Raw genomic sequence first — 24,092 nt, 5'->3', positions numbered from 1 at the left:
TCCGTATCCATGGGAGCCGCTTCACTCCTGTCGGGCGCCTCGATGCCCCGCCAAGCCCGCAAGGAAGTCAGAGGAGTTCCATGGGACGCAACACACGAAAACGCCGTACGCCGCTGGCCACCAAGGCCATAGCCGCATCGGCGGCCCTAGCGCTCGGTGGGGGCGGGCTGATCTGGGCGAACTTCTACGCCTCGGCGCACGAGTCGAACTCGGGTCAGAACCAGACGAAGGCCGCCGCCGCTCAGGTGGCGACCATCTCCTGCCCCGACGTCGGCCAGAAGCTGACGAACGTGCCCCAGCGGGCCCGTCAGGGTGTGGCGACGGAGCTCGCGAACCTCGACAAGCAGATCACCGAGGCCTACGCCCGTCTCGCCTCCACCCGCCAGGCGCAGACGCAGGACGCCAACTTCGTGCAGAACGCGATCGTCGGTCCTCTCAAGGAGAAGCGGTCCGCGACGCTCGACCGGATCCGTATCGACATCCAGCGTGTCGGCGGTCAGGTCGACACGTCCGGTCTGGGCGCTCTCGCCGCCTGCACGACGCAGTCCGCCAACCAGACCAACGCCGGTGGCCAGACCAACGGCGGCCAGCAGCAAGGCGGTCAGCAGGGCGGCCAGAACACCGGTGGTCAGCAGCAGGGCGGCGGTCAGGCCTCGGCCAACCCGAGCGCCAGTGCCAGTGCCGGAGCCGGCCAGAACATCGGCGGCCAGGCCGGCAACGGCCCCGTGGCGGCCGACTTCGTGGACATCACGAAGGTCGCCGCGAACGTCCAGGGCAAGCCGCAGAACAGCGGTCAGGCCTCGACCGGCACCTTCACCACCAAGTGCGGTGTGAACGCGAACAAGAACCACAACACCGACAACGTCATCGTGGCGCCCGGCGTGACCAACGGCGCGCACCACCTGCACGACTACGTCGGCAACCAGAAGGTCAACGCGTTCGCGACGAACGACTCGCTGATCCAGGACCAGACCAGCTGCCAGAACCAGGGCGACCTGTCCGCGTACTACTGGCCCGTGGTCCGCGTCCAGGACGGCACGCAGGACTTCGACCAGAACGCGGACGGCGGCGGCAAGGAAGGCAACGTCGGCAAGATCCTGACGCCGGTCCAGGCGCAGATCAAGTACGTCGGCAACCCGACCAGCAAGGTCACGGCGATGCCGCAGTTCCTGCGCATCATCACCGGTGATGCAAAGACCACCACCAACGGTCTGGCCAACGCCAACGCGCACTGGAGCTGCACCGGCTTCGAGAACAAGGTCCAGCTGACCGAGCAGTACCCGATCTGCCCGCAGGGCAGCAACGTGGTGCGCACGTTCGCCTTCCAGAGCTGCTGGGACGGCCAGAACATCGACAGCGCCAACCACCGTACGCACGTGGCCTTCGCGGACCCGGCGAGCGGTGCCTGCGGCAACGGCTTCAAGGCGATCCCGCAGCTGACGATGCGTCTGGTGTACAAGATCACCCCGCCGACCCTGCAGAACGGCCAGGTGAAGAACGCCTACGCGGTCGACGGATTCCCGGAACAGCTCCACAAGCCGTCCACCGACCACGACGACTTCATCGCGGTCTTCAAGAACAACCTGGCGAACAAGATCGCCAACTGCATCAACAACGGGCAGCGTTGCCAGTGACGAGCCCCTGAGAGAAGCGGGCGGTGGGAATCTCCCACCGCCCGCTTTTCGTATGGCTGCCAGTAGCTCGAGCAACGAGCCGCCGCGAGGCTCAGCCGCTGTGACCGCTGTGACCGCTGTGCTGGCTGTGGTCGGTGCCGATCTCCTCCTCGCCGCCCAGCGTGCCCCGCAGCGCCTTGACCACCTTGTCGTCGCCGACGGCGACCCACTTGCGGCCGACGAGGTAGAAACCGCCGTAGTCCTTCGCGTCGTTGATCCACTCGCGCTGGCCGCGGTCGGTGGCGAAGGTGGCGAAGACGTACTTGCCGTCGGACGTCTTGCAGATGGCCTGGCGGACCTCGTCGGAGTCGATCTGCATGTCCGGCTTGCACTTCGCCTTGGCCGCCAGGCTCTCCAGGCTGCCGGTGGCGGTCGCCGGCACCTTGGCCGCCGCGTCGCTGTCTCCGGATCCACAGCCCGCCAGCGCCAGGACGGCCGTGGCGCCGGCCACGGCGAGCATCGGTCGGGTCAACCTCATCTGTTCCTCCGGTCGCGTTGCTGGCCCGGGCCTGGCCGGCACATTCCCGCCGTCCGCCCGCAGGGCGGGCCGCGGGGCAGGCGGGAATGTGCCGACCAGGCCCATAAGGCCCGTCCCCTTCGATACGGCTGCCGGGCGCGGTGCGCTCAAATCCGCTGTGAGCGAGGGTACGGATGTGCGAACGTATGGCCCGTGAACCAAGACTGGGAAGATCGCGTGACCGCCGCCTGGGCCACCTTCGACGACTACGCCGAAGAGGATGCCGCCGACTTCCGGGCCGTGATCGACGCGCTCGTCGCCGAACTTCCGGACGGCAGCCCGCTGGGACCCTTCGAGCGGGCCTGCGCCTGGGACTCGACGGGCCATTCGGACCGGGCGGTGCCGCTGTACCGGGAGGCGCTGGCGCGCGGGCTGAGCGAGGCCAGCGGCTACAAGGGGCGGCGCGCGAAGATCCAGTTGTCGAGTTCGCTGCGCAACATCGGGCAGGCGGAGGAGGGCGTCAAGCTGCTGACACCCGAACTGGACGCCCCTTCCGACGAACTGGACGACGCGGTACGGGCCTGTCTGGCGCTGTGCCTGTCCAGCCTCGGCCGGGACCGCGAGGGGCTCTCCCTCGTCATCGGCGCCCTGGCCCCTCATCTGCCGCGCTACCAGCGGTCGATGGCGAACTACGCGCGGGCCCTGGCCGGGCCCGGGGACTGACTCACCCGGGCGGCGGTGACCATCGCACGATTCGCTCGTTCTGCTGAACGTGCAGTCACAGGATGTCGCCCCGCGCCCCGCACCTTCCTCCGCCGACCCGGTCGTCGACGTCGAGCAGGCTGAGGCCGCGCTCGTCGAGCACTACCCGCGGCTGGTCCGGCTCGCCTACCTGGTGCTGCCGCCGGGCCTCGGCCGCAACCGGCGCGTGGTGACCGCGCACTCCCTCACCCAGCGCGCCCTGCCCAGAGGCCGGACGGCGGCACCCGCGATCCCGGCGCAGTCGACCGGCCGCGACGGCGATCCCGGTTACGCCTTCGTGCGCCGGCAGGTGCTGCGCACGGCGCTGGAGGCGGGCCTGCCGCTGAAGCGCGCGGCCTGGCCCAAGCGCTCCCAGCTGCCGCCGCTGCTCCCCCAGGTGTGGGGCCTGCGGCTGTTCCCGCGCTCGGGCGGGGCGGATGAACTAGCCCTGGACCAGGCGCTGTCGACGTTGTCCGGGCCGGCCCGCGCCGCCTACGTCCTGCGCGGTCTGGAGCGGCTCGGCGACGCCGAGGTGCGCGAGGCGCTGAGCGCCGCCGGCTGCGCGGACCCGGACGGCGCGCTGGCGGAGGCCGACGGCATCCCGGAGCAGTACGCGCTGCTGGACTCCCCCGAGTTCGACCCCTGCTCGCTGCAGGCCCGGCCCACCGACCTGATGCGGCGCAGGCAGCACGCCAAGGCCGCGCTCGCCGCCGCCGCGGCACTCGCCGTGTGCGGCGCGCTGCTCGGCCTGCCCGGCGACGGCTGGGCCCCCGACGGCGCCGCCGCCCCCGCGTACGCGAAGAACCCGGCCGCCGAGGCCGCCCTCGATCCCGCGAAGCTGACCAGGGTCGCCCCCACCGCCTGGGAGGCCGCGACGCGCACCGACTTCTCCGTCTGGCCGGCCCGCGGCGACCTCGCCGGCGACAAGGCCCTGCTGCGCCGTGCCCTCGCCGTCTGGGCCCGCCCCGGCGAGAGCGTCCAGGTCTCCGCCACCCCGGGCACCCCGTCCGGCGGCCCCTCCGGCCCGCCCCAGCTGCTCTACGCCGGGACGGTGGACAGCGCCCGCGTGGTGATCCTCTACGACGGCCTGCGCATCGTGCGGTACGCCGAGCCGCGGGACGGCACCAAGGGCGCGGCCCTCGACTTCGCGCGCGCCGACGACGCCGGCCGCGCGGACGCGAGCGGGCTGGTCCTGGACCGGGCCGACGGCAACGTCCGCTATCTGACGGCACCCTGGGTCACGAAGGCCGCCGAGCGCGACCTGCTCAAGCCGGGCGCCGGCGTGATGGACCTGCCGATCACCGGCGGCGTCACCGCGCCGCTGGCGAGCTCCGCGGCGCCGACCGGCGGCTGCACGTCGTGGAACGTGATGCAGCTGACGGACTCCACCGGCACCCGCCTGTCGACCGACCTCGGCGAGCTCGTTCCCGCCCGCCTCACCACGGGACGCCCCGGCGCCACCCACGACGTCTCCGGCGCGCAGGCGCTGCGCACCTGGGCGCCGTACGCCTGCTCGCTGGGCGCGCTGCGCTCGGCGGGGGTGCGCAGCGTCAACGCCTGGTCGTTCGCCGAGCAGCCGCTGCCCGACGCGTCGGGGTCCCCCCGCCCGGCGGGTGCGGGAGGCACGGCGGACTGGGTGTGCACGCGGGCGGAGACCTGGCGGGGCGGCGGCACCCGGGTGCTGGCGCAGTTCCACACGCCGGGCGGCACGTACGGGGCGATCGCGGCGAAGGCGGAGAACGTCCCGGCGTGCGGCGCGAAGGACCCGCAGGTGCTGGCCGGGGTGCTGTGGAAGGCGCAGTCGGGCCGCTGGTACCTGCTCGCGGCCGGGAGCAGGGGAACCGCGTCGATCAGCACGACGGGCGGGGTGCGGGCGAGCGCGAGCGGCAGTCTGCTGGCCGCACGGGCCGAGCAGGGGGTCCGCGCCCAGCTCAAGGGCACCACGGTCGACGGGGTGTCCATCACCGGGCTCGGCTAGCTGACGCCGGCGTCAACAAGTACCCGCCGAAGGGTTTCCCTCGGACTTACCCGTCAGTACATTGACGCCATGTCTAATACGCAGGTCCACCTCAAGGCACAAAAGGTGTCCTTCTCGTGGGAGAAGACACCGCTGCACTGGGTGCCGGGGGATCCGTTCACCACGCACACCATCAATGTGCTGCACCTGCTGCTGCCCGCCGGCGAGCGGTGGTTCGTGCACGTCTACAAGCAGGTGCTGCCGCTGATCCGGGACGACCGCCTGCGCGAGGACGTCATCGGGTTCATCGGGCAGGAGGCGATGCACTCGCAGGCCCACGACGAGGTGCTGCCGCATCTGAGGGAGCAGGGTCTCGATCCGACGCCGTACACCGCGCAGGTCGACTGGCTCTTCGAGAAGCTGCTCGGTGACCGGACGCTGCCGCCCGGCAAGGCGCGCAGGTGGTGGCTGCTGGAGCGGGTCGCGCTGATCGCGGCGATCGAGCACTACACCGCGTTCCTGGGCGACTGGGTGCTGAACGCCGGGGAACTGGACCGGCGGGGCGCCGACCCGACCATGCTGGACCTGCTGCGCTGGCACGGCGCCGAGGAGGTCGAGCACCGCTCCGTCGCCTTCGACCTGTTCGAGCACGTCGACGGCAGCTACCGGCGGCGGGTGCGCACCTGGGCCACCGCGTTCGCGACGCTGGTGTTCCTGTGGCAGCGCGGGGCGCGCTTCTTCATGGAGAACGACCCGACGCTGACCGACGGAAAGGCGAGCTTCAGGGACTTCTACGTCCGCGGCAGGCGGGGCACCCTGCCGGCCACCGGGGACATGCTCAGGTCGATCCCGCGGTATCTCAGCCACTCCTACCACCCCTCCCAGGAGGGCTCCACCGAGCAGGCCGTCGCGTATCTGGCCTCCTCCCCCGCCGCGACGGCGGCCGAGAAGGGAGCGGCATGATGCCGAGGCTGCGCACGGTCGTGGCCGTCGCGGGCGCCGCCGTGCTGGCCAGGCGGGCGATGCGGCGCCGCATCCAGGGCTCGCCGCTGTGGCCGATGCCCGCGCTGGAGGAGCCGGTCTCGGGCCGGCCCCGGTCGCGGGCGCTCAGGCTGCTCGTCACCTCGTACGAGAGCGTCGCCGACGGCGTCGTGCAACTGCGGCTGGAGGGCGGCGACTTGCCGCGCTGGGAGCCCGGCGCGCACCTCGACCTCGTGCTGCCGTCCGGGCTGGTGCGGCAGTACTCGCTGTGCGGCGACCCCGGGGACACCTCCTCGTACACCGTCGCCACGCGGCTGATCGAGGACGGGCGGGGCGGCTCGCGCGAGGTGCACGAGCAGGTGCGCGAGGGCATGGAGCTGGAGGCGCGCGGGCCGCGGAACCGGTTCCCGCTCGTCGACGCGCCCTCGTACGTCTTCGTCGCCGGCGGTATCGGGATCACTCCCCTGCTGCCGATGCTGCGGGCGCTCGGGGAGGGCACGCCGTGGCGGCTGCTGTACGGCGGGCGGACGCGGGCCTCGATGCCGTTCCTGGAGGAGCTGGCGAAGCTCGGTGGCATGGGGGTCCCCCCGGGAGAGCGAAGCCGAGCCTGGGGGAGCGTGACCGTCGTCGCCGAGGACGAGGACGGACTGCCCGATCTGGACGGTCTGTTGACCGGCCTCCCCGAGGGCACCGCCGTGTACTGCTGCGGGCCCGAGGGGCTCCTCGCGGCCGTCGAGGAGCGCGTCCCGTCGGTCCGTCTCGAACGCTTCGCCCCCCGCGCCTCCGGCGACGGACACCGCGCTTTCGAGGTCGAACTGCGGCGCAGCGGACGGACGTTGACGGTCGCCGCCGACTCGACCGTGCTGGCCGCCGTGCGCGCCGAGCTGCCGGGCACCGCCTACTCCTGCGAGCAGGGCTTCTGCGGGACGTGCCAACAGCGGGTGCTGGAGGGCGAGGTGGAGCACCGGGACGAGCTGCTCACGGACGCCGAGCGCGCCGACTCGATGCTGATCTGCGTCTCCAGGTCACGAAGCGAGCGTCTGGTGCTGGACATGTGAACGCCCGGCGGCCGGTCCGGTCCGTTCGCGGCCGGATCCGATCGGTAAGGTGTTCGCATGACTACCGGAGTGCGCCGCAGAATGGGAGTCGAGGAGCGGCGGCAGCAGTTGATCGGCGTCGCCCTCGAACTGTTCAGCCAACGCTCTCCCGACGACGTCTCGATCGACGAGATAGCGTCCGCCGCGGGCATCTCACGCCCGCTGGTCTACCACTACTTCCCCGGCAAACTCAGCCTGTACGAGGCCGCGTTGAGGCGTGCCGCGCAGGATCTGGCGGGCCGGTTCGACGAGCCGCGGGACGGTCCGCTGGGCGTGCGGCTGCGTCGGGTGATGCGCCGCTTCTTCGACTTCGTCGACGTGCACGGGCCCGGCTTCTCGGCGCTGATGCGCGGCGGCCCGGCCGTCGGCTCCTCGGCGACCAACGCCCTCATCGACTCCGTACGGCAGGCCGCGTATGACCAGATCCTTTCGCATCTGGGCGTCGACGACCCGCCCGCGCGACTGGAACTGGTCGTACGCTCCTGGATCTCGCTCGCCGAGTCGACCGCGCTGATCTGGCTGGACGGCCGGCGCATCCCGCGCGCCGAGCTGGAGGCCCAGCTGGTGCACGACTTCGCCGCGCTGGCCGCCGTGAGCGCCGCCTACGACGAGGAGATGGCCGGGCTGCTGCGCCGGATCCTCAAGGACGAGCCGGCCGACGGCCCGTTCACGGACCTGGTCGCCCGGCTGATCTCACTGGCGTCCTCAACGGCTTCCGCGACGTCCGCAAAAACGTCTCAGCGGTCGAACTTCCGGTAGGACGCGTCGAGGTCGCGCACCTCGGCCGAGGCGTGCAGCACGATCCCCTCGTCGGCGACGTGCTTGCGCAGCAGCTCCAGGACGGCCTCGGTCAGCTTGGCCTTGGTCTCCTCGGTGCGGCCGGCGAGCAGCCCCAGGGTGACGTGGACGATGGCGTGGCGCTGCTCGGCGGGGTCCTCGTAGCCGTACGCGGTGAACTCGCCCGGCCGGAACTGCGTCTTGCACGCCTCCGGCTTGGCCGCGGCGATCTCGACCGTCGCCTCGTGCAGGGCGCGGGCGAAGGCGTCCCGGTCGAAGGCAGGCGCGATCGTACGCGAGTAGTCGACGGTGATCTGCGGCATGGGTACTCCTGTTCTACGGCGACAGGGCCACCCTAATTCGTCAGCTGCACCGCGAGCATCGCGATGTCGTCCTCGCGGTCGTGGCCGAAGCAGCCCAGCAGGGTGTCGCACAGGGCGTCCAGTCCCGGCAGGGAGCCGATGGCCGCGCAGCGCAGCTGTTCCATGGAGACGGACAGGTCGGTGCCGCGGGTCTCGATCAGGCCGTCGGTGACCATGAGCAGCCGGTCGGCGGGTCCCAGGGTCAGCTCGGTGGGCTCCGGGTGGGGCAGGCCCAGGCCGAGCAGCGGGCCGTCGGCCTTGGCGTACGCCGCCTCGCCCCTCCCCCGCAGGATCAGCGGCGGCAGATGGCCGGCGTTGGCGATCCGGGTGCGGCCGGTCGCGGGGTCGATCAGCGCGAGGCACACGGTGGCCGTGACCTCGGGGTGGTAGTGCTGCAGCATCCGGTCGAGGCGCGTGGCGAGCGCGGCCGGGTCGCTCTCCTCGACGCAGTAGGCGCGCAGGGCGTGCCGGATCTCGACCATGACGGTGGCGGCGTCCAGCGAGTGCCCGACGACGTCGCCGACCGCGGTGAGCACGCCCTCGCCGGTGCGCTGGGCCGCGTAGAAGTCGCCGCCGATCTCGGTCTCCCGGGAGGCGGGCACATAGCGGACGACGACCTCCATGCCGGTCAGCTCGGAGAGCCGCTGCGGCCGGGGCAGGAAGCTGTGCTGGAGGGTGAGGGCGACATGCCGCTCGACCTGGTACATGAGCAGCGGTTCGGCGGCGAGCGCGGTGGCCTGCGCGAGCTGCGCCACCAGGGCCTCGTCGCCGGGGTTCAGCCGGCGCGTGCCGCGGGTGGGCGTGGCCAGGCACACCGGGGCCCTGCCGTCCTGGGTGAGGATGAGCGCCAGCCGGGCGTCGTGCTGGACGCCGGGCCGGAAGAACCCGGCCGGCCACAGCGGCGCGGGCACCGTGGTGAGCTGCACCCCGGCCTGTCCCCGGCTGAGCCGCCGCAGCACACCGGCCACGGTCCGGTGGGCGCCCTCGTCCGGCAGGGCGAGGGAGGTGCGGTCCCGGGAGACGCCGCGGTAGAGCTCGTCGTCCGGGCCGAGGACGAAGACGGCCGCGGGGCCGCCGGTCAGCAGCGCGGTGCCGTCGGCGGCCGCGTCGGCGAGCTCCTGGAGGGAGCGTGCCGACTGGATGGTGATGATGATCTGCGACAGCAGCGTCAGCCGCCGTACCAGCGCCTTGTCGTCGGCGCGCAGCCGCGCGGTGCACAGCGCGGCCCGCACCACCGCCTCGATCTCCTCCGGCTCGGCGGGCACCGTCAGATAGGTCTCGGCGCCCGCGTCCAGCCCCCGGCAGCGGCCCCCCGGCGCCACCGCGGCGGCGGAGAAGTGCACGACGGGCAGGCCCGCCATGTGCGGCCGTTCCTTGACCCGGCGGCAGAGCTCGAAGCCGCTCATGTCCGGCAGGTCGACGTCGACGAGGGCCACGTCGGGCAGGGTGCCCTTGCGCAGCCGTACGTCGAGCTCGACGAGTGCCTCCTGGCCGCTGGCGACCGGGACGACCTGGTGCCCGGCGCGACGCAGCACGGTGCCCATGGCGTAGCGGCTGGCCGCCACGTCGTCCACGACCAGCACGGTGGTGTCTGTCAGCTTGCCGTCGACGTCCATTCCTCGAACCCTTGCACAACACCGGTGGGGCAGACCCGGGTTCTGGGTCTGCCCCACCAAAGTAATGCCCTAATCAGGAGATCCGGGAGAATATTGCAACAGTGCGCCCCGGTACGGCGAAGGTGCCCGATTCCCGATCATAAGCGGAAGACTTCACGACAGAGTCCGTCCCGGCCGACTGCACCGGGTGCAGCCGGTAGCCGGTTCCGGCCAGCGACGCGACGTGCTGCTCCTGCTTGTCCGGCGTCGCGTTGAACACGACGACCAGGTCGCCGAGTTCCATCGTGATCACGCCGGGCGTCTCGTCCTTCCCGGACAGCGGGAAGGACAGCTCCGACTGCACCTGCCCGGCCGTGCCGAGCGAGAACGCCTTCTCAGTGGAGCGGATCTTCAGCAGGTCCTGGTACGCGGCCGAGGCACCCTCGATCTGCGGGCAGCCCACCTGCACCGAGCTCAACAGGGGCTTGGCGTACGGCCACTTGGACTCGTTGTCGGCGGCCATCGGCAGTCCACGTCCGAATCCGTTGCCGTCGGCGCAGTTCCAGTGGATGGCGTTGAACCAGTCACCGCTGTCGAAGGAGTTGCGGTCCAGGGACTTCGACCGCAGCAGGTCGGTACCCGCCTGCGAGAGGGACGGCCCCTGCGAGAGGGTGGCCGTCGCCATCGCGAGGACCTGCATCCGCGCCCGGTCGGCCGCGGACGTGCTCTTGGGCAGCTTGTAGGTGAGGGCGTCGAACAGGGACTCGTTGTCGTGCGCGTCCGCGTAGGCGACGGCGTCGCCGGGCGCGTCCGCGTAGCCGGCGGGCTGGCCGCTGTAGTCGACCTCGGCGCCGGTGACCTCCTTGCCGTCGGTGTCGGTGAAGCGGTACTTGGCGAGGTTGCCGGAGAGGCCGACCTTGATCAGGTCCTGGTAGTGCAGCAGCCGGGCCTTCTGCTCGGCCGGAGTGCCGTTCGCCGTGGACGAGTTGGGGTCGGTGTAGAGACCGGAACCGAAGCCCTGGACGCCGGGGTCGGAGTCGAAGGGGCTGCCGCCGCGGACGGCGTCACGGGCCCGGTCGGAGAAGGTCGCGATCCCCGTCCCCGCCATGTTCTTCTGCGTGGCCTGCACGAAGCGGGCGTCGTCGGCGACCTCTCCGAAGTTCCAGCCCTCGCCGTACATGATGATCCTCTTGCCGTCGACGCCGTCCTTCGCGACCGTCAGGGCGTCGAGCGCCTTGCGGACCGCGAGGATGTTGGCCTTCGGCTGGTGTCCCATCAGGTCGAAGCGGAAGCCGTCGACCTTGTACTCCTTGGCCCAGGTGACGACCGAGTCGACGACCAGCTTGCCCATCATGGCGTTCTCGGTGGCCGTGTTGGCGCAGCAGGTGCTGTTGGCCACCGAGCCGTCCGCGAGGAGCCGCTGGTAGTAGCCGGGCACGACCTTGTCCAGGACGCTGGTGTCCGCCTGGCCGGCCGCCGCCGTGTGGTTGTAGACGACGTCCATGACGACCCGCAGTCCGTCCTGGTTCAGGGACTGGACCATCTTGCGGAACTGGACCGTGCGGCCCGTGCCGTCCGGGTCGGTCGCGTACGAGCCCTCGGGGACGGTGTAGTGGAACGGGTCGTAGCCCCAGTTGTAGGCGTCCTTCGCCGCGGCCTTCGCGACGCACTCCTGCTGCTTGTCGGAGTCGGCCGCGTAGGAGGCGAGGTCGCAGTCGGGGCTCGCCTGGTCCGCCTTCTTCTCGGGGATGGTGGCGATGTCGAAGGCGGGCAGCAGATGCACGTACGACGTCCCCGACCTGGCCAGCTCACGCAGGTGCCGGGAGCCGTCGCTGCCCTTGTCGGTGAAGGCGAGGTAGCTGCCCCGGTGATCGGCCGGCACCGTCTTGTCGCCGACCGAGAAGTCCCGGATGTGCAGCTCCTGGATCTCGGCGTCCTTCAGCGGCACCGCCTTGGGCTTGGCCAGGGACGACCAGCCCTTCGGTGCGAGGGACCCGTCGTGCAGGTCGACGACGAGGCTGCGCTCGGAGTTCGCGGTCAGGGCGACCGAGTAGGGGTCGGTGACCTTGTTGGTGACGACCTTGCGGACGGACGGCGCCCACACCTTGACGACGTACCGATAGGGCTTGTTCTTCCAGGACTTGGGCCCGGTGACCGACCAGACGCCGGTGGCGTCGGCGCGCTTCATCGTCTTCAGGGAGCCGTCGAGCTCCAGTGAGACGCTCTGCGCGGTCGGCGCCCAGACGGAGAGCGTGGGTCGGCCCTTGTCGAACGTCGGCCCCAGCTCCGACCTGGTCGCGCTCGCGTACACGTCGTCGAGCACGCCGGCGATCTGTACGCCCGTCGCCGCCAGCACGGCACCGTTCGCGGCCCGCTGCGAGGCGACGATCTGGCCGTCCAGCGCCCCGTGCACCCGGTCGCGGTCGCGCGGGTCGACGGAGAAGGCCGTGTAGCCCTTCAGATACGGGAACTTGGCCTTCTGGGCGTCGGTGAGCGTGGTCTTCGCAAGGCGCAGCCAGCGCTCGTCGTCGCTGGTCAGTCCGCCGTCCTTGACGGCGATCGAGCCGTCGTGGGAGTACAGCAGCTGGGTGGAGACGGCGGCGTCGGAGCCGTTCCAGGCGACGGTGTTCCGGTCGATCCAGACCGCCTTGGAGGTGGTCAGGTCGAGAGCGGCCGACGAGCCCGCGGGCTGCGGCAGCAGGTACTTCTCCTGGCCGTTCAGCAGCCACACCTCGTAGCCGTTGGCCTTGAGGTCCAGCGACTGGTCGGTGGAGAGGTCCTTCTCGTCGCCCTTGTGGATGATGTAACTGAGGCTGGTGGCACCGTCGGTGAGCGGTACCTCGAAGACCGCGCCGTAGGAGTCGGTCTTCACCGGCTTCAGCGGGCTCGTCCAGTCCGTGGGGTTCGCGGCGCCGGTCCACACGTGCAGACCCCAGCCGTCGTAGTTCCCGTCGGCGCGGTGGTAGTGGATGACCGCCTTGGTCTTGTCCTGCGCCGGGTAGTCGGGCCGCGTCGTCTGCACGGCCTCCTTGCCCTGCTCGATCCAGACCTCGCCGGTCTTGGTGACGTCGATGGTGCGGTCGGCGGAGACGTCCTTGTTGCCGTCCTTGTCGACGACCAGGAAGCCGACGCTGGAGGCACCGGGCTTCAGCTTGACGTAGGCGAAGGCGCCGTAGGCGTCACGGCCGGTGAAGGGATGGCCGGCCGGCCAGGTGGTCGACTCGCCGTCGGCGAGGTCGCCCCAGGCGTACAGACCCCACTTGTCGTAGTCGCCGTCGGTGCGCTTGTAGTGGACGACCGCGTAGTCGCGGGAGGAGGCGGTGGGTGTCTCCGGGGCGGGCGGGGTGCCGGTCGTCGAGGCGGCCGTGGCGCTCGCGGTCTGCCCGGCCGAGTCGACGGCAACCGCCTTGTAGCGCAGGGCTGTTCCGGCCGCCACGTCCTTGCCGATGGTCTGCGTGACCTTGTACGGGGCGTGGTCGGCGGAACCCAGCGTCTTCCACTTGCCGTTGCCGACCTGGGCGGCGAAGACGACGCGGTTGAGCCCGCCATCGTCGACGCCGGCCGAGAGCTCCACCGTGCCGGTGGCGCCGCTGTCGGGGGCCTTGAGGGTGAGCGTCGGGGCCGTCGACGGCTTGGCGAGCTTGCCGGCCGCCTTGAGGACGACGGCGGACTCGGCCGGGACGGTGACGGTGACCTTCTTGTCGGCGCCGGACGTGACGTCGTCCGAAGTGCCGTGGATACCGCGGTACTTCATGTCGGCCGAGCCGGCCGCGAAGGTGGCCGTCTTCGCCTCGTCCGCGTTGTTGAAGGCGACGAGGTACTCCTGGCCGGACTTCGCGTCCGTGCGGCTGAACGCGTAGACGCCCGGGCCGTCGGCCGCGTAGCGCTCGGTCTGCACGCCGTCCGTCAGGGCCGGGTTGTCCTTGCGCAGCTTGCTCAGCGCGCTGATCTGCTCGTAGAGCGGCGCCTTGGTGTCGTACGCGTCGCTCGCGTGCGTGCGGTCGGTGCCGATCTCGTCGTCGTCGAGGTAGTCGGCGACCTTGGAGGCGAACATCGTCTGGCGGGCGTCCTTGTCGCCGCCGGAGCCGGTGAAGCCCTGCTCGTCGCCGTAGTAGACGACGGGGTTGCCGCGGCTGAGGAACATCAGCTCGTTCGCGAGCTCGTCCTTCTTCAGCAGCTGCGCGTCACTGGCCTTCGGGTTGTCCTGGTTCAGGAAGTACCCGATGCGGCCCATGTCGTGGTTGCCGAGGAAGGTGACCTGCTCGTACGCGTTGGCCTTGTCGCTCGTGTACTTGTAGTCGTCGCCGAAGACGGACGCGAGCTTCTGCGCGCTGCCGCCCTGGGAGGCGTAGGTGCGGGCGGCGTCCTGGAAGGGGAAGTCGAGGGTGGCGTCGAGCCGGCCCTGGGTGACGAAGGGCGAGGTGATCGAGGTGTCGGCGGAGTAGACCTCGCCGAACATGAAGAAGTTCTTCCGGCCGTGCGCGGCGGCGTACTTGTCCAGCGCCGTCGCCCACTGCGTCCAGAACTCCATGTCCACGTGCTTCACGGTGTCGATCCGGAAGCCGTCGATGCCGAAGTCGCGCACCCAGCGCTCGTAGATCTTCTCCATGCCGCTGACCACCTCGGGACGCTCGGTCCACAGGTCGTCGAGGCCGGAGAAGTCCCCGTACGTGGTCGACTCACCGGCGTAGGTCGAGTCACCGCGGTTGTGGTACATCGTCGGGTCGTTGAGCCAGGACGGGACCTTGCTGTGGCTCGTGACCACCGGGGTGCGCGGGAAGGAGTCGCGGGTGACCGCCGGGAACTTCTTCGTGCCGTCCGCGTAGTCGCTGTCGTCGAAGGGCCTGCCGTCCTTCGTCAGATACGGGAACGCGCCCTTGGAGAGGTAGTCGTAGGACTTCTCCTTGTAGTCGACGACGTCCGCCGTGTGGTTGGTGATGACGTCGAAGAAGACCTTCATGCCCTTGGCGTGCGCCTTGGAGATGAGGGTCTCGAGGTCCTTGTTGGTCCCGAAGTGCGGGTCGACCTGGGTGAAGTCGGTGATCCAGTAACCGTGGTAGCCGGCGGAGGCGTTGCTGCCCGTGCCCTGCACCGGACGGTTCTTGAAGATCGGGGCCATCCAGATGGAGGTGGTGCCCAGGCCCTTGATGTAGTCGAGCTTCTTGGTCAGGCCCTTGAGGTCACCGCCCTGGTAGAAGCCCTTGTCGGTGGGGTCGTAGCCGGTGCTGAGCCGCGAACCCGTCAGGCCACCCTTGTCGTTGGACGTGTCGCCGTTGGCGAAACGGTCCGGCATCACGAAGTAGAACTGCTCGCGGGTGTCGTCGTGCCGGGCGGGCGCGGCGGCGAGCTTCGCGTCCGAGGGCGGCGGGGGCGGAGTGTCCGCATGCGCCGCGAGCGGCTGGACCAGGGCGGCGGCGAGCGCGGCGACGCTGACGGCCGCGACCCGTCTGGTGTGGGCGGTGCGGCGCCGCGTGGGCGCCGGCCATCTCGGTATCACAGGCGGGAACTCCTTGCGATTACGGCTCAATCGGGTCCGACCCCTGCGCCTCGGGACGGCTTCGTCGCCGGGCGCCCGCGTGACCGTATCGCTGACGAAAGGTTTACAGCAAGAGTTTTGAAACTCATAGCAAGAAGTTTCAACGGCAACCTTGACGGCCCTTCCCAACTCCCCCACGCTCACCACTGGTTGAAACTCACACCCTTCATCGGAGCCGCACATGATCGGACACCGACCCCCGGGTGTCTTCCGGCGCACGGCCAGTGCCGTGGCCGCCGGTGCGCTGGCACTCGCGGGAGCCGTCGCATTACCCGCCGCATCCGCGCACGCGGACACCACCACCAAGGGCGACGTCATCGCCAACCTGTGGGAGTGGAACTGGAACTCCATCGCCTCTGAATGCACGAACGTCCTGGGCCCGGCCGGCTACGGAGCCGTGCAGGTGGCACCGCCCGCCGAGTCCCTCAAGCAGTCGTCGTACTACTGGTGGGACGTCTACCAGCCGTACTCCTACGACCTGAACAGCCGGTTCGGCACGAAGGCGCAGTTCGCCGCGATGATCACGGCCTGCCACGGCGCCGGCGTCAAGGTCTACACGGACGCGGTGATCAACCACACCGCCGCACAGACCGGCACCGGCTACAACGGCACCACCATCACCAGCAAGTACGACACCCCGGAGTGGGACCGCGCCGACTACCACGACTCCTCGGACTGCCCCACCTCCGACCTGACCATCCAGGACTACTCCAACCTCACGCAGGTCCAGAACTGCGAACTCCTGGGCCTGCCCGACCTCAGGACCGGCTCGGACACCGTCCGGGCGGGCCTCGCCGACTTCCTCAACTCCCAGCTCGCGCTGGGTGTCGACGGCTTCCGCGTGGACGCGGCCAAGCACATCCCCGAGACCGACCTGGCGGCGATCGAGTCGAAGCTGACGAACACGACGGCGGGCACGGCGCCCTACGTCTTCCAGGAGATCTACCCGGGCTCGACCCCGCAGCCCGCCGACTACTACGCCTCGGGTGACGTCCTGGACTTCACCTACGCGAGCAGGATGAAGTCGGCCTTCCAGGGCAACGTCAGCGACCTGTCCTCCCTTCAGAGCAGCGGCATCCTCCCGGCCGCGAACTCGGTGTCCTTCGTGACCAACCACGACACCGAGCGCAACGGCCTGCACATGAGCTACAAGGACGGGGACGCCTACAAGCTCGCCAACCTCTTCCAGCTCGCCTACAAGTGGGCGACCCCCACGGTCTACGCGAGCTGGGAGTGGACCCAGAGCGACCAGGCCCCGCCGAACTCGTCAGGCTTCGTGACGGACACCGACTGCTCCGGCGGCAACTGGTACTGCCTCGACCGCGACACCGGGGTCGTCGGCATGGTGGCCTGGCACAACGCGGCCGGCACCGCGGCGGTCTCCGACTGGCAGACCAAGTCCTCGAACGTGATCGGCTTCGGCCGCAGCGGCGCGGGCTTCTTCGCCCTGAACAACGGCTCGTCGCCGGCCACGTACACCTTCACCACCGGCATGGCGGACGGCACGTACAAGAACGTCGTCGACGGCGGCGCGAGCACGGTGACCGTCTCCGGCGGCAGCGCGTCGCTCACCATCCCGGCGAAGAGCGCGGTCGCCTTCTTCAACGCCTCCTACACCTGCACCGTCGGCTGCGGCGACACGGGCGGCGGCGGCTCGTCCGGCTCCACCGTGAGCGCGACGTTCGACGAGTACGCCCCGACGGCCTCCGGCACCGACGTGTACGTGGTCGGTTCGATCCCGGCGCTGGGCGGCTGGGACACCTCGAAGGCGGTCAGGCTCTCCTCCTCCGGCTACCCGATCTGGTCGGGCGAGGTGAGCGTGCCCATCAACACGTCCTTCACCTTCAAGTACCTCAAGAAGGACGCGTCGGGGAACGTGACCTGGGAGTCGAACGCCAACCGGTCGGCCACGAGCACGACGTCGGCGCTCTCACTGCGGAACTCCTGGAACCTGGCGGACGCGGACGCCACGGACGTCACCTTCAACGAGTCCGCGACGACCGACTGGGGCACCAACGTCTACGTCGTCGGCTCCACCGCCTCCCTCGGCTCCTGGAACACCGCCGACGCGATCCCGCTGTCGTCGGAGTCCTACCCCACCTGGAGCAAACTGGTCATCGTCCCCAGGAGCACGGCCTTCACGTACAAGTACCTGAAGAAGGACGGCTCCGGGAACGTGACCTGGGAGTCCGGGACGAACCGCTCGTACACGACGGGCGGTTCGTCCGGCTACACGACTAGCGACACCTGGAAGTAGGGCCTCAGCAGCTCGACTTCCCGGCGTAGATCGCCAGCGCCGTGTTGGCGCCCAAGGTGGCGGTGAACTGCCCACTGGAGTTCACCGCCACCGTCGTGTTGTTCTGCACGTTGCAGTAGGTGCCCGCCGGCAGCGACGTCTGGTACGTGCGCGAGAGCGAGCTCGTCTCGTGGTTGATGGCGACGTAGCCCTTGCTGCCGCGGCCGAAGGCGATGGCGTCGTTGCCGTCGTCCCACCAGTCGCTCAGGGCCTGGCCGCGGGTGGCGTTGCGGAAGGCGACCATGCGGATGATCTCCGGCCAGGCGTGCTGGCACTTCCAGCCGTCCTGCCAGCAGGCGTTGACGGTGCCGCCGTTGGGCGGGCCGGCGTCCGCGTCGGACCACTCGTAGCCGGAGTTGATGTCCGGGGCGCCGTACGGGTAGGCGAGCATGAAGACGTTGGCGAGGGTGTAGTTGGCGCCGTCCTTGTAGTTCAGGGTGGAGCCGTTGCGCTCGGTGTCGTGGTTGTCGACGAAGACGCCGGCCACCGAGCTGCTCATGTAGCCCCAGCCCTCGCCGAAGTTCTTCAGATAGGCGAGGTTCTCGTTGTTGAAGACGCGCTTGAGGTCGTAGGCGTAGCGGAATTCCTGGACGTCGCCGTTGCCCGTGTACTCGGTGGGCTGGACGGCCTCGCCTGCGCCGTAGATGACCTCCTGCTTCCAGTACGCGTTCGGGTTCGTCAGCCGGGACTTGATGTTCGCCAGGTCGGCGGTGTCGATGTGCTTGGCCGCGTCGATGCGGAAGCCGTCGACGCCGAGCGAGAGCAGGTCGTTCATGTAGCCGGCGATGGTCTTGCGGACGTACTCCTCCCCCGTGTCCAGGTCGGCCAGGCCCACGAGTTCGCAGTGCTGGACGTTCCAGCGGTCCTGGTAGTTGCTGACCTGCGAGGTGCAGTCGTCGAAGTCGTAGGAGGAGTAGAGGCCGGGGTAGTCGTACTTCGTGTACGACGACCCGCCCGTGCCGGTGCCGCTGCCCGCGGACATGTGGTTGATGACGGTGTCGACGACGACCTTCACACCGGCCGCGTGACAGGTGCTGACCATGTTCTGGAAGGCCGTGCGGTCGCCGAGGCGGCCCGCGATCTTGTAGCTGACCGGCTGGTACGACGTCCACCACTGCGAGCCCTGTATGTGCTCGGCGGGCGGCGAGACCTGGACGTATCCGTAGCCCGCGGGGCCGATCGAGCTGGTGCACTCCTTGGCGACCGAGGCGTACTTCCACTCGAAGAGGACGGCGGTGACGTCCTTGGTTCCGGGAGGCGAGGCGTGCGCGTTCGTCGGGGTCATGACAAGGGTGGCGGCCATGAGGGCGACCGCCGCGGAGAGCGTTCTGCGTGCCATGTGGGGGCTCCTTCACCGTTGAAGGCTCTTGCTGCAAGTTTTCAACCAACTTGCGGTGACGGAGATGTTAAGGGCCCGCTGCCTGAAAAGGCAGCGGGCCGTGTGAAGTTGATGCAAGAAATTTCAGACGCGGGTGGTGAACCACACCGTCGTGTCCGCCGGCACCTTCGTCTCGCCGTCCGCCTCGGTCACCTCGCCGCTGGTGAGCAGGACGCGGCCGTACGCCGGAGTCGTCACCGACTCGCCGCCGGTGTTCGCGACGCACACGAACTCCCCGCGCCGGAAGGCGAGTACGCCCTCGGGGGCGCGCAGCCACTCCACCGCCTCGCCCGCGCCCAGGTCGGGCTGCTCGCGGCGGGCGGCGAGGGCGGCGCGGTACAGCTCCAGGGTCGAACCTGGTACGCCCTGCTGCGCCTCGACGCTCAGCTCGCCCCAGCCCGCCGGCTGCGGCAGCCAGCTGCCACCGCCGCCGAAGCCGTACGACGAGCCCTCGCGCGTCCACGGGATGGGCACCCGGCAGCCGTCGCGGAAGCCGTCCTGGCCGGCGCCGCGGAAGTACGCCGGGTCCTGGCGCACCTCGTCCGGCAGGTCGACGACGTCCGGCAGGCCGAGCTCCTCGCCCTGGTAGACGTAGGCCGAGCCGGGCAGCGCCAGCATGAGCAGGCTCGCGGCCCTGGCGCGCCGGAGCCCGAGTTCGCGGTCGCCGGCCAGGCGGATCTGGGTGCCGAGGCCGGGCGGGTTGGCGAAGCGGGTGGCGTGCCGGGTGACGTCGTGGTTGGACAGCACCCAGGTGGCGGGGGCGCCCACCGGGCGCATCGCCTCCAGGGTGCGGTCGACGACTCCACGGAGCTCCTCGGCGTCCCAAGCCGTCGACAGGTACTGGAAGTTGAAGGCCTGGTGCAGCTCGTCGGGGCGGACGTAGTTCGCGGTGCGCTCGACGGTCGGGGTCCATGCCTCGGCCACGAAGATGCGCTCGCCCGCGTACTCGTCGAGGACGTGCCGCCACTGGCGGTAGATCTCGTGCACGCCGTCCTGGTCGAAGAAGGGCATGACATCGTTGCCCAGCAACTTCAGCTGGTCGTGCGCGCCGAGGTCGGGCAGACCCGGCGCCTTCACCAGGCCGTGGGCGACGTCGATGCGGAAGCCGTCGACGCCCATGTCCAGCCAGAAGCGCAGGATGGAGCGGAACTCGTCGCCGACCGCCGGGTGTTCCCAGTTGAAGTCGGGCTGCTCGGGGGCGAAGAGGTGGAGGTACCACTCGCCGGGCGTGCCGTCCGGCTCCGTGATCCGCGTCCACGCGGGGCCGCCGAAGATCGACTCCCAGTCGTTGGGCGGGAGTTCGCCGTCCTCCCCCTTGCCGGGACGGAAGTGGTAGCGGTCGCGCAGGGGCGAGCCGGGGCCCTCCCGCAGCGCGCGCTTGAACCACTCGTGCTGGTCGGAGGAGTGGTTGGGCACGAGGTCGACGATGATGCGCAGCCCCAGGTCGCGGGCGTCGCGGATCAGCGCGTCCGCGTCCAGCAGGTTGCCGAACATGGGGTCGACGGCCCGGTAGTCGGCGACGTCGTAGCCGGCGTCGGCCTGCGGGGAGGCGTAGAAGGGGCTGAGCCACACGGCGTCCACGCCGAGGTCGCGCAGGTACGGGAGTCGGGAGCGTACGCCTTCCAGGTCGCCCATGCCGTCGCCGTTGCTGTCGGCGAAACTGCGCGGATAGACCTGGTAGATCACCGCGTCCCGCCACCAGTCGCTGCGCTTGGCTTCGGCGGAGTGCGGGGCCGGGGCAATGGCGGAGTGCTGCTGGCTCATGGCGTCCTTGGTGCGGTGGGGGTCCCCCGCTCAAGCGAATTCGAGAGTGGGGGAGGGGTCATGGGGTCAGGTGTACATACATCGGTTGGGACGAGACGGTCGCGGTGACTGCGGGGTCGGATGGGCACCGCGACCGTCCCGGATCTCTGGGGCTGCCGAGCCGGCGGTCAGCCCTTCGTTCCGCCGGCGGTCAGGCCGGTCACCAGGTTCTTCTGCACGAGGTAGAAGAACGCGGAGACGGGTATCGCGATCAGCACGGCGGTGGCCGCCATCAGGTTGCGCTGGGCGTCGTGTTCGCTGACGAAGGTCTGCAGGCCGACGGCGAGCGTGTACTTCTTGTCGTCCAGCATGAAGGTCGTGGCGAAGGCGACCTCGCCGAAAGCGGTGATGAAGCTGTAGAAGGCGGCGACCGCCAGACCCGGCTTGGCGAGCGGCAGGATCAGTCGGGCGAACGTCCCGAAGGGGCTCAGCCCGTCGACCCGTCCCGCCTCGTCGATCTCGAACGGAATGGTGTCGAAGTAGCCCTTGAGCAGCCACGCGCAGTACGGCACCGCCGTCGAGCAGTAGACGACGATCAGACCGAGGTAGCTGTCGATGAGCCCGAGGTCGGACAGGATCTGGTACATCGGCACCATGAGGACGGCCACCGGGAACATCTGGGTGACCAGGAGCACCCACATGAACTTCCGGTAGCCCGGAAAACGCATGCGGGAGACCGCGTACCCGGTGGTGGCGGCGACCAGGACGCCGATCACGGTGGTGCCGAGCGAGACGATCAGGGAGCTCTTCAGCCAGTCGAAGAAGCTCGTGTGCTGCAGGACGAACGAGTAGTTCTCGAACGTCATCTTCTTCCAGATGCCGCCCGGGTGGAGGTAGTCGTCCTTGTCCGGGCCAAGGGACAGGAAGACGAGCCAGACGATCGGGAAGAGCGCGACGGCGCTCCCGACGATCAGGATGCCGTGCGAGGCGAGGGACGTCGTGAGGCTGCGCTCCCCGCGACGGCGGATCTTGCGCGGGCCCTGCACCACGCCGTCGTCGGGCACCGCGGCGGAGGTCGCGACTGTGGTCGTACTCATGGGAACTCCTGCCTCAGATCGCGAGCTGCTGCTCATTGCGGTTCAGCCAGCGGCGGTAGAACGAGGTAAAGACGATCAGGACGGCCAGCAGCAGGATGCCGTAGGAGGCCGACTGCGCGAAGTCGCGCGGCTGCTGTCCGAAGCCGAGGTAGTAGGCCCAGGTGACGAGGATCTGGGCGTCCGGGGCCGAGGTCGGGCCGAACAGCAGGAAGATGACGGCGAACTGGTTGAACGTCCAGATGATGCCGAGGAGTACGACCGTGGAGCTGACGGACCTCAGGCCCGGCAGGGTGACGTAGCGGAAGCGCTGCCAGGCGCTCGCGCCGTCCATCTCGGCGGCCTCGTACAGGGAGCCGTCGATGGACTGCAGTCCGCCGAGCAGCGAGACCATCATGAACGGCACGCCGCACCAGGTGTTGACCATGATGGCGGCGAACCGCTGCCAGAAGGTGTCCTCCAGCCAGGACGGCGCCGGCAGATGCAGCGTGTTGAGGAGGGTGTTGATGATCCCGCCGTCGGAGAGCATGATGCGCCAGCCGAAGACGGTGACGAACGTGGGGACGGCCCAGGGCACGATGAGCAGGAGCCGGTAGAAGGTCCGGCCGCGCAGCTTCTGGTTGAGCAGCAGTGCCAGGCCGAGGCCGATGGTGTAGTGCAGGGCGACACACACGGCCGTCCAGACGACGGTCCAGATGAAGTGCGACCAGAAGCGGTCGTACGACAACGGGCCGAACAGGATGTCCTTGTAGTTGCCGAGCCCGATGAACTTGTAGGTGGCGTCGATGTGGTTGACGCCGATCGTGCGTGCGGTGTTGAGGCTGTTGGCGTCGGTGAGGGTGAGGTAGAGGCCGTACGCCAACGGGTACAGCACGACGACGCCGAGGACGATCACCACCGGGGCGATCATCGCGTACGCGTACCAGTACTTCTGGTAGCTGTGCTTGAAACGCCGGCCCAGCCCGGGCCGTGGCGCGCGGTCACCGTGGCGTTTCCCGGTCGCGCGGTCGATGGCGACTGTCATGTTCGGCACCTTCTGGAAGTTCTACGGCTCTGACAAGCGGCTGGGCGCAGGCGGGTGGCCGTCGGATCCGTTCCCCACAACGGAATCCGACGGCCACTCGGGGCTCACTTGCTGAAGTCGGGCACCAGCTTGGCGATGGCGAGTTCAGCGTTGCTCAGACCCTTGTCCAGGGACTCCTTGCCACCGGCGATCTTCGGCAGCTCGGTGTCCAGCGGACCCCACAGGGAGCTGTACTCGGGCAGCGCGGGCCGCGGCTGGGCGGCGGGCAGGACCGTCTGGTAGCCGGCGATGCCCGGGTCGGCCTTGACCTCGGCGGTGTAGGCGTCGTCACGCGTGGGCAGCGTGGAGTTCTTCAGCGCGATCTCCGTCTGCGACTTCGCGGAGGTCATGAAGTTGACGAACTTCAGCGCGGCGGCCTGGTGGGCCTTGTCCGAACCGGCGTAGACCGACAGGTTGTGGCCGCCGGTCGGGGCGCCCGCCTTGCCGGTGGAGCCGGCCGGGACGGTGGCGATGCCGAGGTTGGACTTGTCCTTGAAGGCCGAGCCCTTGTAGAAGTTCGTGATCTCCCAGGGGCCCTGGATGATCGAGGCGACCTTGCCGGAGACGAACGCGTCCTGGATGTGGGCGTAGGCGTCGGCGGTGGTGTCGGCCTTGTGCAGGCCCTGCCCCTTGAACGTGCTCAGCCAGGTGCCGTAGGCCTTCTGGGCCTCGGGCGAGTTCACCGTGATCTTCTTGGCGGAGGCGTCGACGGTGTCGGTGCCCTCGCCGTAGAGGAAGGTCTGGGCGTAGTAGGCCTGGGTGGAACCCCAGTAGCCGTAGACCTTGGCCTTGGAGTCGATCTTGGCGGCGTCGGCCTTCAGCCCGTCCCAGGTCTTCGGAGCCTCGGTGATGCCGGCCTTCTTGAAGAGGGCCTTGTTGTAGACGAGCGCGAGGGTGTCGGTGACCAGCGGGACGCCGTAGGTCTTGCCCTCGTACTGGGCCTGCTTGATCAGGCTGGACTGGAACTTGTCCTTGTCCTTGAGGGCCTCGGTGCCGTCCAGCGGCAGGAAGTAGCTCTTCTTGGCGAAGGCGGGGGTCCAGCCCACCTCGGAGCGCAGCACGTCCGGGGCGCCCTTGGAACCGGCCGCGGTGTCGAACTTGTTCTGCGCCTGGTCGAAGGGGACGTTGACGTAGTTGACCTTGACGCCCTTGTTGGCGGCCTCGAACTCCTTGACCAGGGCCTTGTAGGTCGGCGCCTCATTGGTGGCGTTGGAGGTGTCCCACCAGGTGATGGTGACCGGGCCGCTGCTCTTGTTGCTGCCGCTGTCACTTCCGCCGCAGGCCGTCGCCGCGAGGGCGAGGGACGCCACCAGCGCGGTGGCCGCTATGCCACGCCGCATGA

16 protein-coding genes are annotated in these 24,092 nt (G+C 69.6%); 7 read left to right on the top strand and 9 right to left on the bottom strand.

What is annotated here, in order from left to right:
- Nucleotides 1-80 precede the first annotated feature (80 nt).
- Nucleotides 81-1,634, top strand: a complete 1,554-nt coding sequence (locus tag ACIBN2_RS14115) for a DUF1996 domain-containing protein (protein ID WP_399134585.1) — start codon at nt 81-83, stop codon at nt 1,632-1,634.
- 91 nt (nt 1,635-1,725) lie between these two features.
- Here the strand turns inward: ACIBN2_RS14115 and ACIBN2_RS14110 are convergent, their stop codons facing one another.
- Nucleotides 1,726-2,151, bottom strand: coding sequence for a hypothetical protein (locus tag ACIBN2_RS14110; RefSeq protein ID WP_399134583.1), 426 nt, complete (start codon nt 2,149-2,151; stop codon nt 1,726-1,728).
- 192 nt (nt 2,152-2,343) lie between these two features.
- Here ACIBN2_RS14110 and ACIBN2_RS14105 point away from each other — a divergent pair, with 192 nt between their 5' ends.
- The 5 genes from ACIBN2_RS14105 (at nt 2,344) to ACIBN2_RS14085 (ending at nt 7,665) form a co-directional block, all read left to right on the top strand.
- Nucleotides 2,344-2,853 (top strand): tetratricopeptide repeat protein, encoded by a 510-nt coding sequence (locus tag ACIBN2_RS14105; RefSeq protein WP_399134582.1) that lies wholly within the window; start codon nt 2,344-2,346, stop codon nt 2,851-2,853.
- A gap of 49 nt (nt 2,854-2,902) precedes the next feature.
- Complete coding sequence (locus ACIBN2_RS14100; protein WP_399134581.1) at nt 2,903-4,849, top strand: hypothetical protein; 1,947 nt, start codon at nt 2,903-2,905, stop codon at nt 4,847-4,849.
- Nucleotides 4,850-4,918: 69 nt separating this feature from the next.
- Nucleotides 4,919-5,791 (top strand): metal-dependent hydrolase, encoded by an 873-nt coding sequence (locus tag ACIBN2_RS14095; protein WP_399134580.1) that lies wholly within the window; start codon nt 4,919-4,921, stop codon nt 5,789-5,791.
- On the top strand, nt 5,791-6,867 hold the full coding sequence (locus tag ACIBN2_RS14090; protein WP_399134642.1) for a PDR/VanB family oxidoreductase: 1,077 nt from the start codon (nt 5,791-5,793) through the stop codon (nt 6,865-6,867). Before ACIBN2_RS14095 ends, ACIBN2_RS14090 begins: the two co-directional genes overlap by 1 nt.
- Nucleotides 6,868-6,924: 57 nt before the next feature.
- The gene (locus ACIBN2_RS14085) at nt 6,925-7,665 is read left to right on the top strand and encodes a TetR/AcrR family transcriptional regulator (RefSeq protein WP_399134579.1); all 741 of its coding nucleotides are present in this window, start codon (nt 6,925-6,927) and stop codon (nt 7,663-7,665) included.
- Here the strand turns inward: ACIBN2_RS14085 and ACIBN2_RS14080 are convergent.
- From ACIBN2_RS14080 to pulA, 3 genes are all read right to left on the bottom strand, one after another.
- On the bottom strand, nt 7,644-8,006 hold the full coding sequence (locus ACIBN2_RS14080; protein ID WP_399134578.1) for a 5-carboxymethyl-2-hydroxymuconate Delta-isomerase: 363 nt from the start codon (nt 8,004-8,006) through the stop codon (nt 7,644-7,646). The genes ACIBN2_RS14085 and ACIBN2_RS14080 overlap by 22 nt on opposite strands.
- Nucleotides 8,007-8,038: 32 nt before the next feature.
- Complete coding sequence (locus ACIBN2_RS14075) at nt 8,039-9,661, bottom strand: SpoIIE family protein phosphatase (protein ID WP_399134577.1); 1,623 nt, start codon at nt 9,659-9,661, stop codon at nt 8,039-8,041.
- 73 nt (nt 9,662-9,734) lie between these two features.
- Nucleotides 9,735-15,137, bottom strand: a complete 5,403-nt coding sequence (gene pulA, locus ACIBN2_RS14070) for a pullulanase-type alpha-1,6-glucosidase (RefSeq protein WP_399134576.1) — start codon at nt 15,135-15,137, stop codon at nt 9,735-9,737.
- Between the two features lie 220 nt (nt 15,138-15,357).
- Here pulA and ACIBN2_RS14065 point away from each other — a divergent pair, with 220 nt between their 5' ends.
- Nucleotides 15,358-17,433, top strand: a complete 2,076-nt coding sequence (locus ACIBN2_RS14065; protein ID WP_399134575.1) for a carbohydrate-binding module family 20 domain-containing protein — start codon at nt 15,358-15,360, stop codon at nt 17,431-17,433.
- Between the two features lie 4 nt (nt 17,434-17,437).
- On the opposite strand, the gene ACIBN2_RS14060 is transcribed toward ACIBN2_RS14065, so the two are convergent.
- From ACIBN2_RS14060 to ACIBN2_RS14040, 5 genes are all read right to left on the bottom strand, one after another.
- On the bottom strand, nt 17,438-18,811 hold the full coding sequence (locus ACIBN2_RS14060) for an alpha-amylase family protein (protein ID WP_399134574.1): 1,374 nt from the start codon (nt 18,809-18,811) through the stop codon (nt 17,438-17,440).
- 123 nt (nt 18,812-18,934) lie between these two features.
- Nucleotides 18,935-20,614, bottom strand: coding sequence for a glycoside hydrolase family 13 protein (locus ACIBN2_RS14055; protein WP_399134573.1), 1,680 nt, complete (start codon nt 20,612-20,614; stop codon nt 18,935-18,937).
- Between the two features lie 167 nt (nt 20,615-20,781).
- Nucleotides 20,782-21,690 carry a sugar ABC transporter permease gene (locus ACIBN2_RS14050; RefSeq protein ID WP_399134572.1) on the bottom strand — a complete coding sequence of 303 codons (909 nt, stop codon included), beginning with the start codon at nt 21,688-21,690 and terminating at the stop codon, nt 20,782-20,784.
- Between the two features lie 13 nt (nt 21,691-21,703).
- On the bottom strand, nt 21,704-22,711 hold the full coding sequence (locus tag ACIBN2_RS14045) for a carbohydrate ABC transporter permease (RefSeq protein WP_399134571.1): 1,008 nt from the start codon (nt 22,709-22,711) through the stop codon (nt 21,704-21,706).
- Nucleotides 22,712-22,815: 104 nt separating this feature from the next.
- Entirely contained in the window at nt 22,816-24,090 is a 1,275-nt protein-coding gene (locus ACIBN2_RS14040) for an extracellular solute-binding protein (RefSeq protein WP_399134570.1), read from the bottom strand.
- Nucleotides 24,091-24,092: the final 2 nt, after the last annotated feature.

The organism is Streptomyces sp. NPDC050534, assembly GCF_044457745.1.
Lineage (GTDB): Bacteria > Actinomycetota > Actinomycetes > Streptomycetales > Streptomycetaceae > Streptomyces.
The sequence above is the reverse complement of the archived record's forward strand: the minus strand, read 5'-3'. Positions and strand labels throughout refer to the sequence as shown.

What these genes read in the sequence shown, in the direction of transcription:
- ACIBN2_RS14085 (WP_399134579.1), top strand. Translation starts at nt 6,925, where the DNA reads ATGACTACCGGAGTGCGCCGCAGAATGGGAGTCGAGGAGCGGCGGCAG.
- ACIBN2_RS14110 (WP_399134583.1), bottom strand. Translation starts at nt 2,151, where the DNA reads ATGAGGTTGACCCGACCGATGCTCGCCGTGGCCGGCGCCACGGCCGTC.
- ACIBN2_RS14040 (WP_399134570.1), bottom strand. Translation starts at nt 24,090, where the DNA reads ATGCGGCGTGGCATAGCGGCCACCGCGCTGGTGGCGTCCCTCGCCCTC.
- ACIBN2_RS14115 (WP_399134585.1), top strand. Translation starts at nt 81, where the DNA reads ATGGGACGCAACACACGAAAACGCCGTACGCCGCTGGCCACCAAGGCC.
- ACIBN2_RS14060 (WP_399134574.1), bottom strand. Translation starts at nt 18,811, where the DNA reads ATGGCACGCAGAACGCTCTCCGCGGCGGTCGCCCTCATGGCCGCCACC.
- ACIBN2_RS14065 (WP_399134575.1), top strand. Translation starts at nt 15,358, where the DNA reads ATGATCGGACACCGACCCCCGGGTGTCTTCCGGCGCACGGCCAGTGCC.
- ACIBN2_RS14080 (WP_399134578.1), bottom strand. Translation starts at nt 8,006, where the DNA reads ATGCCGCAGATCACCGTCGACTACTCGCGTACGATCGCGCCTGCCTTC.
- ACIBN2_RS14045 (WP_399134571.1), bottom strand. Translation starts at nt 22,711, where the DNA reads ATGACAGTCGCCATCGACCGCGCGACCGGGAAACGCCACGGTGACCGC.
- ACIBN2_RS14055 (WP_399134573.1), bottom strand. Translation starts at nt 20,614, where the DNA reads ATGAGCCAGCAGCACTCCGCCATTGCCCCGGCCCCGCACTCCGCCGAA.
- ACIBN2_RS14075 (WP_399134577.1), bottom strand. Translation starts at nt 9,661, where the DNA reads ATGGACGTCGACGGCAAGCTGACAGACACCACCGTGCTGGTCGTGGAC.
- ACIBN2_RS14090 (WP_399134642.1), top strand. Translation starts at nt 5,791, where the DNA reads ATGCCGAGGCTGCGCACGGTCGTGGCCGTCGCGGGCGCCGCCGTGCTG.
- ACIBN2_RS14095 (WP_399134580.1), top strand. Translation starts at nt 4,919, where the DNA reads ATGTCTAATACGCAGGTCCACCTCAAGGCACAAAAGGTGTCCTTCTCG.
- ACIBN2_RS14050 (WP_399134572.1), bottom strand. Translation starts at nt 21,690, where the DNA reads ATGAGTACGACCACAGTCGCGACCTCCGCCGCGGTGCCCGACGACGGC.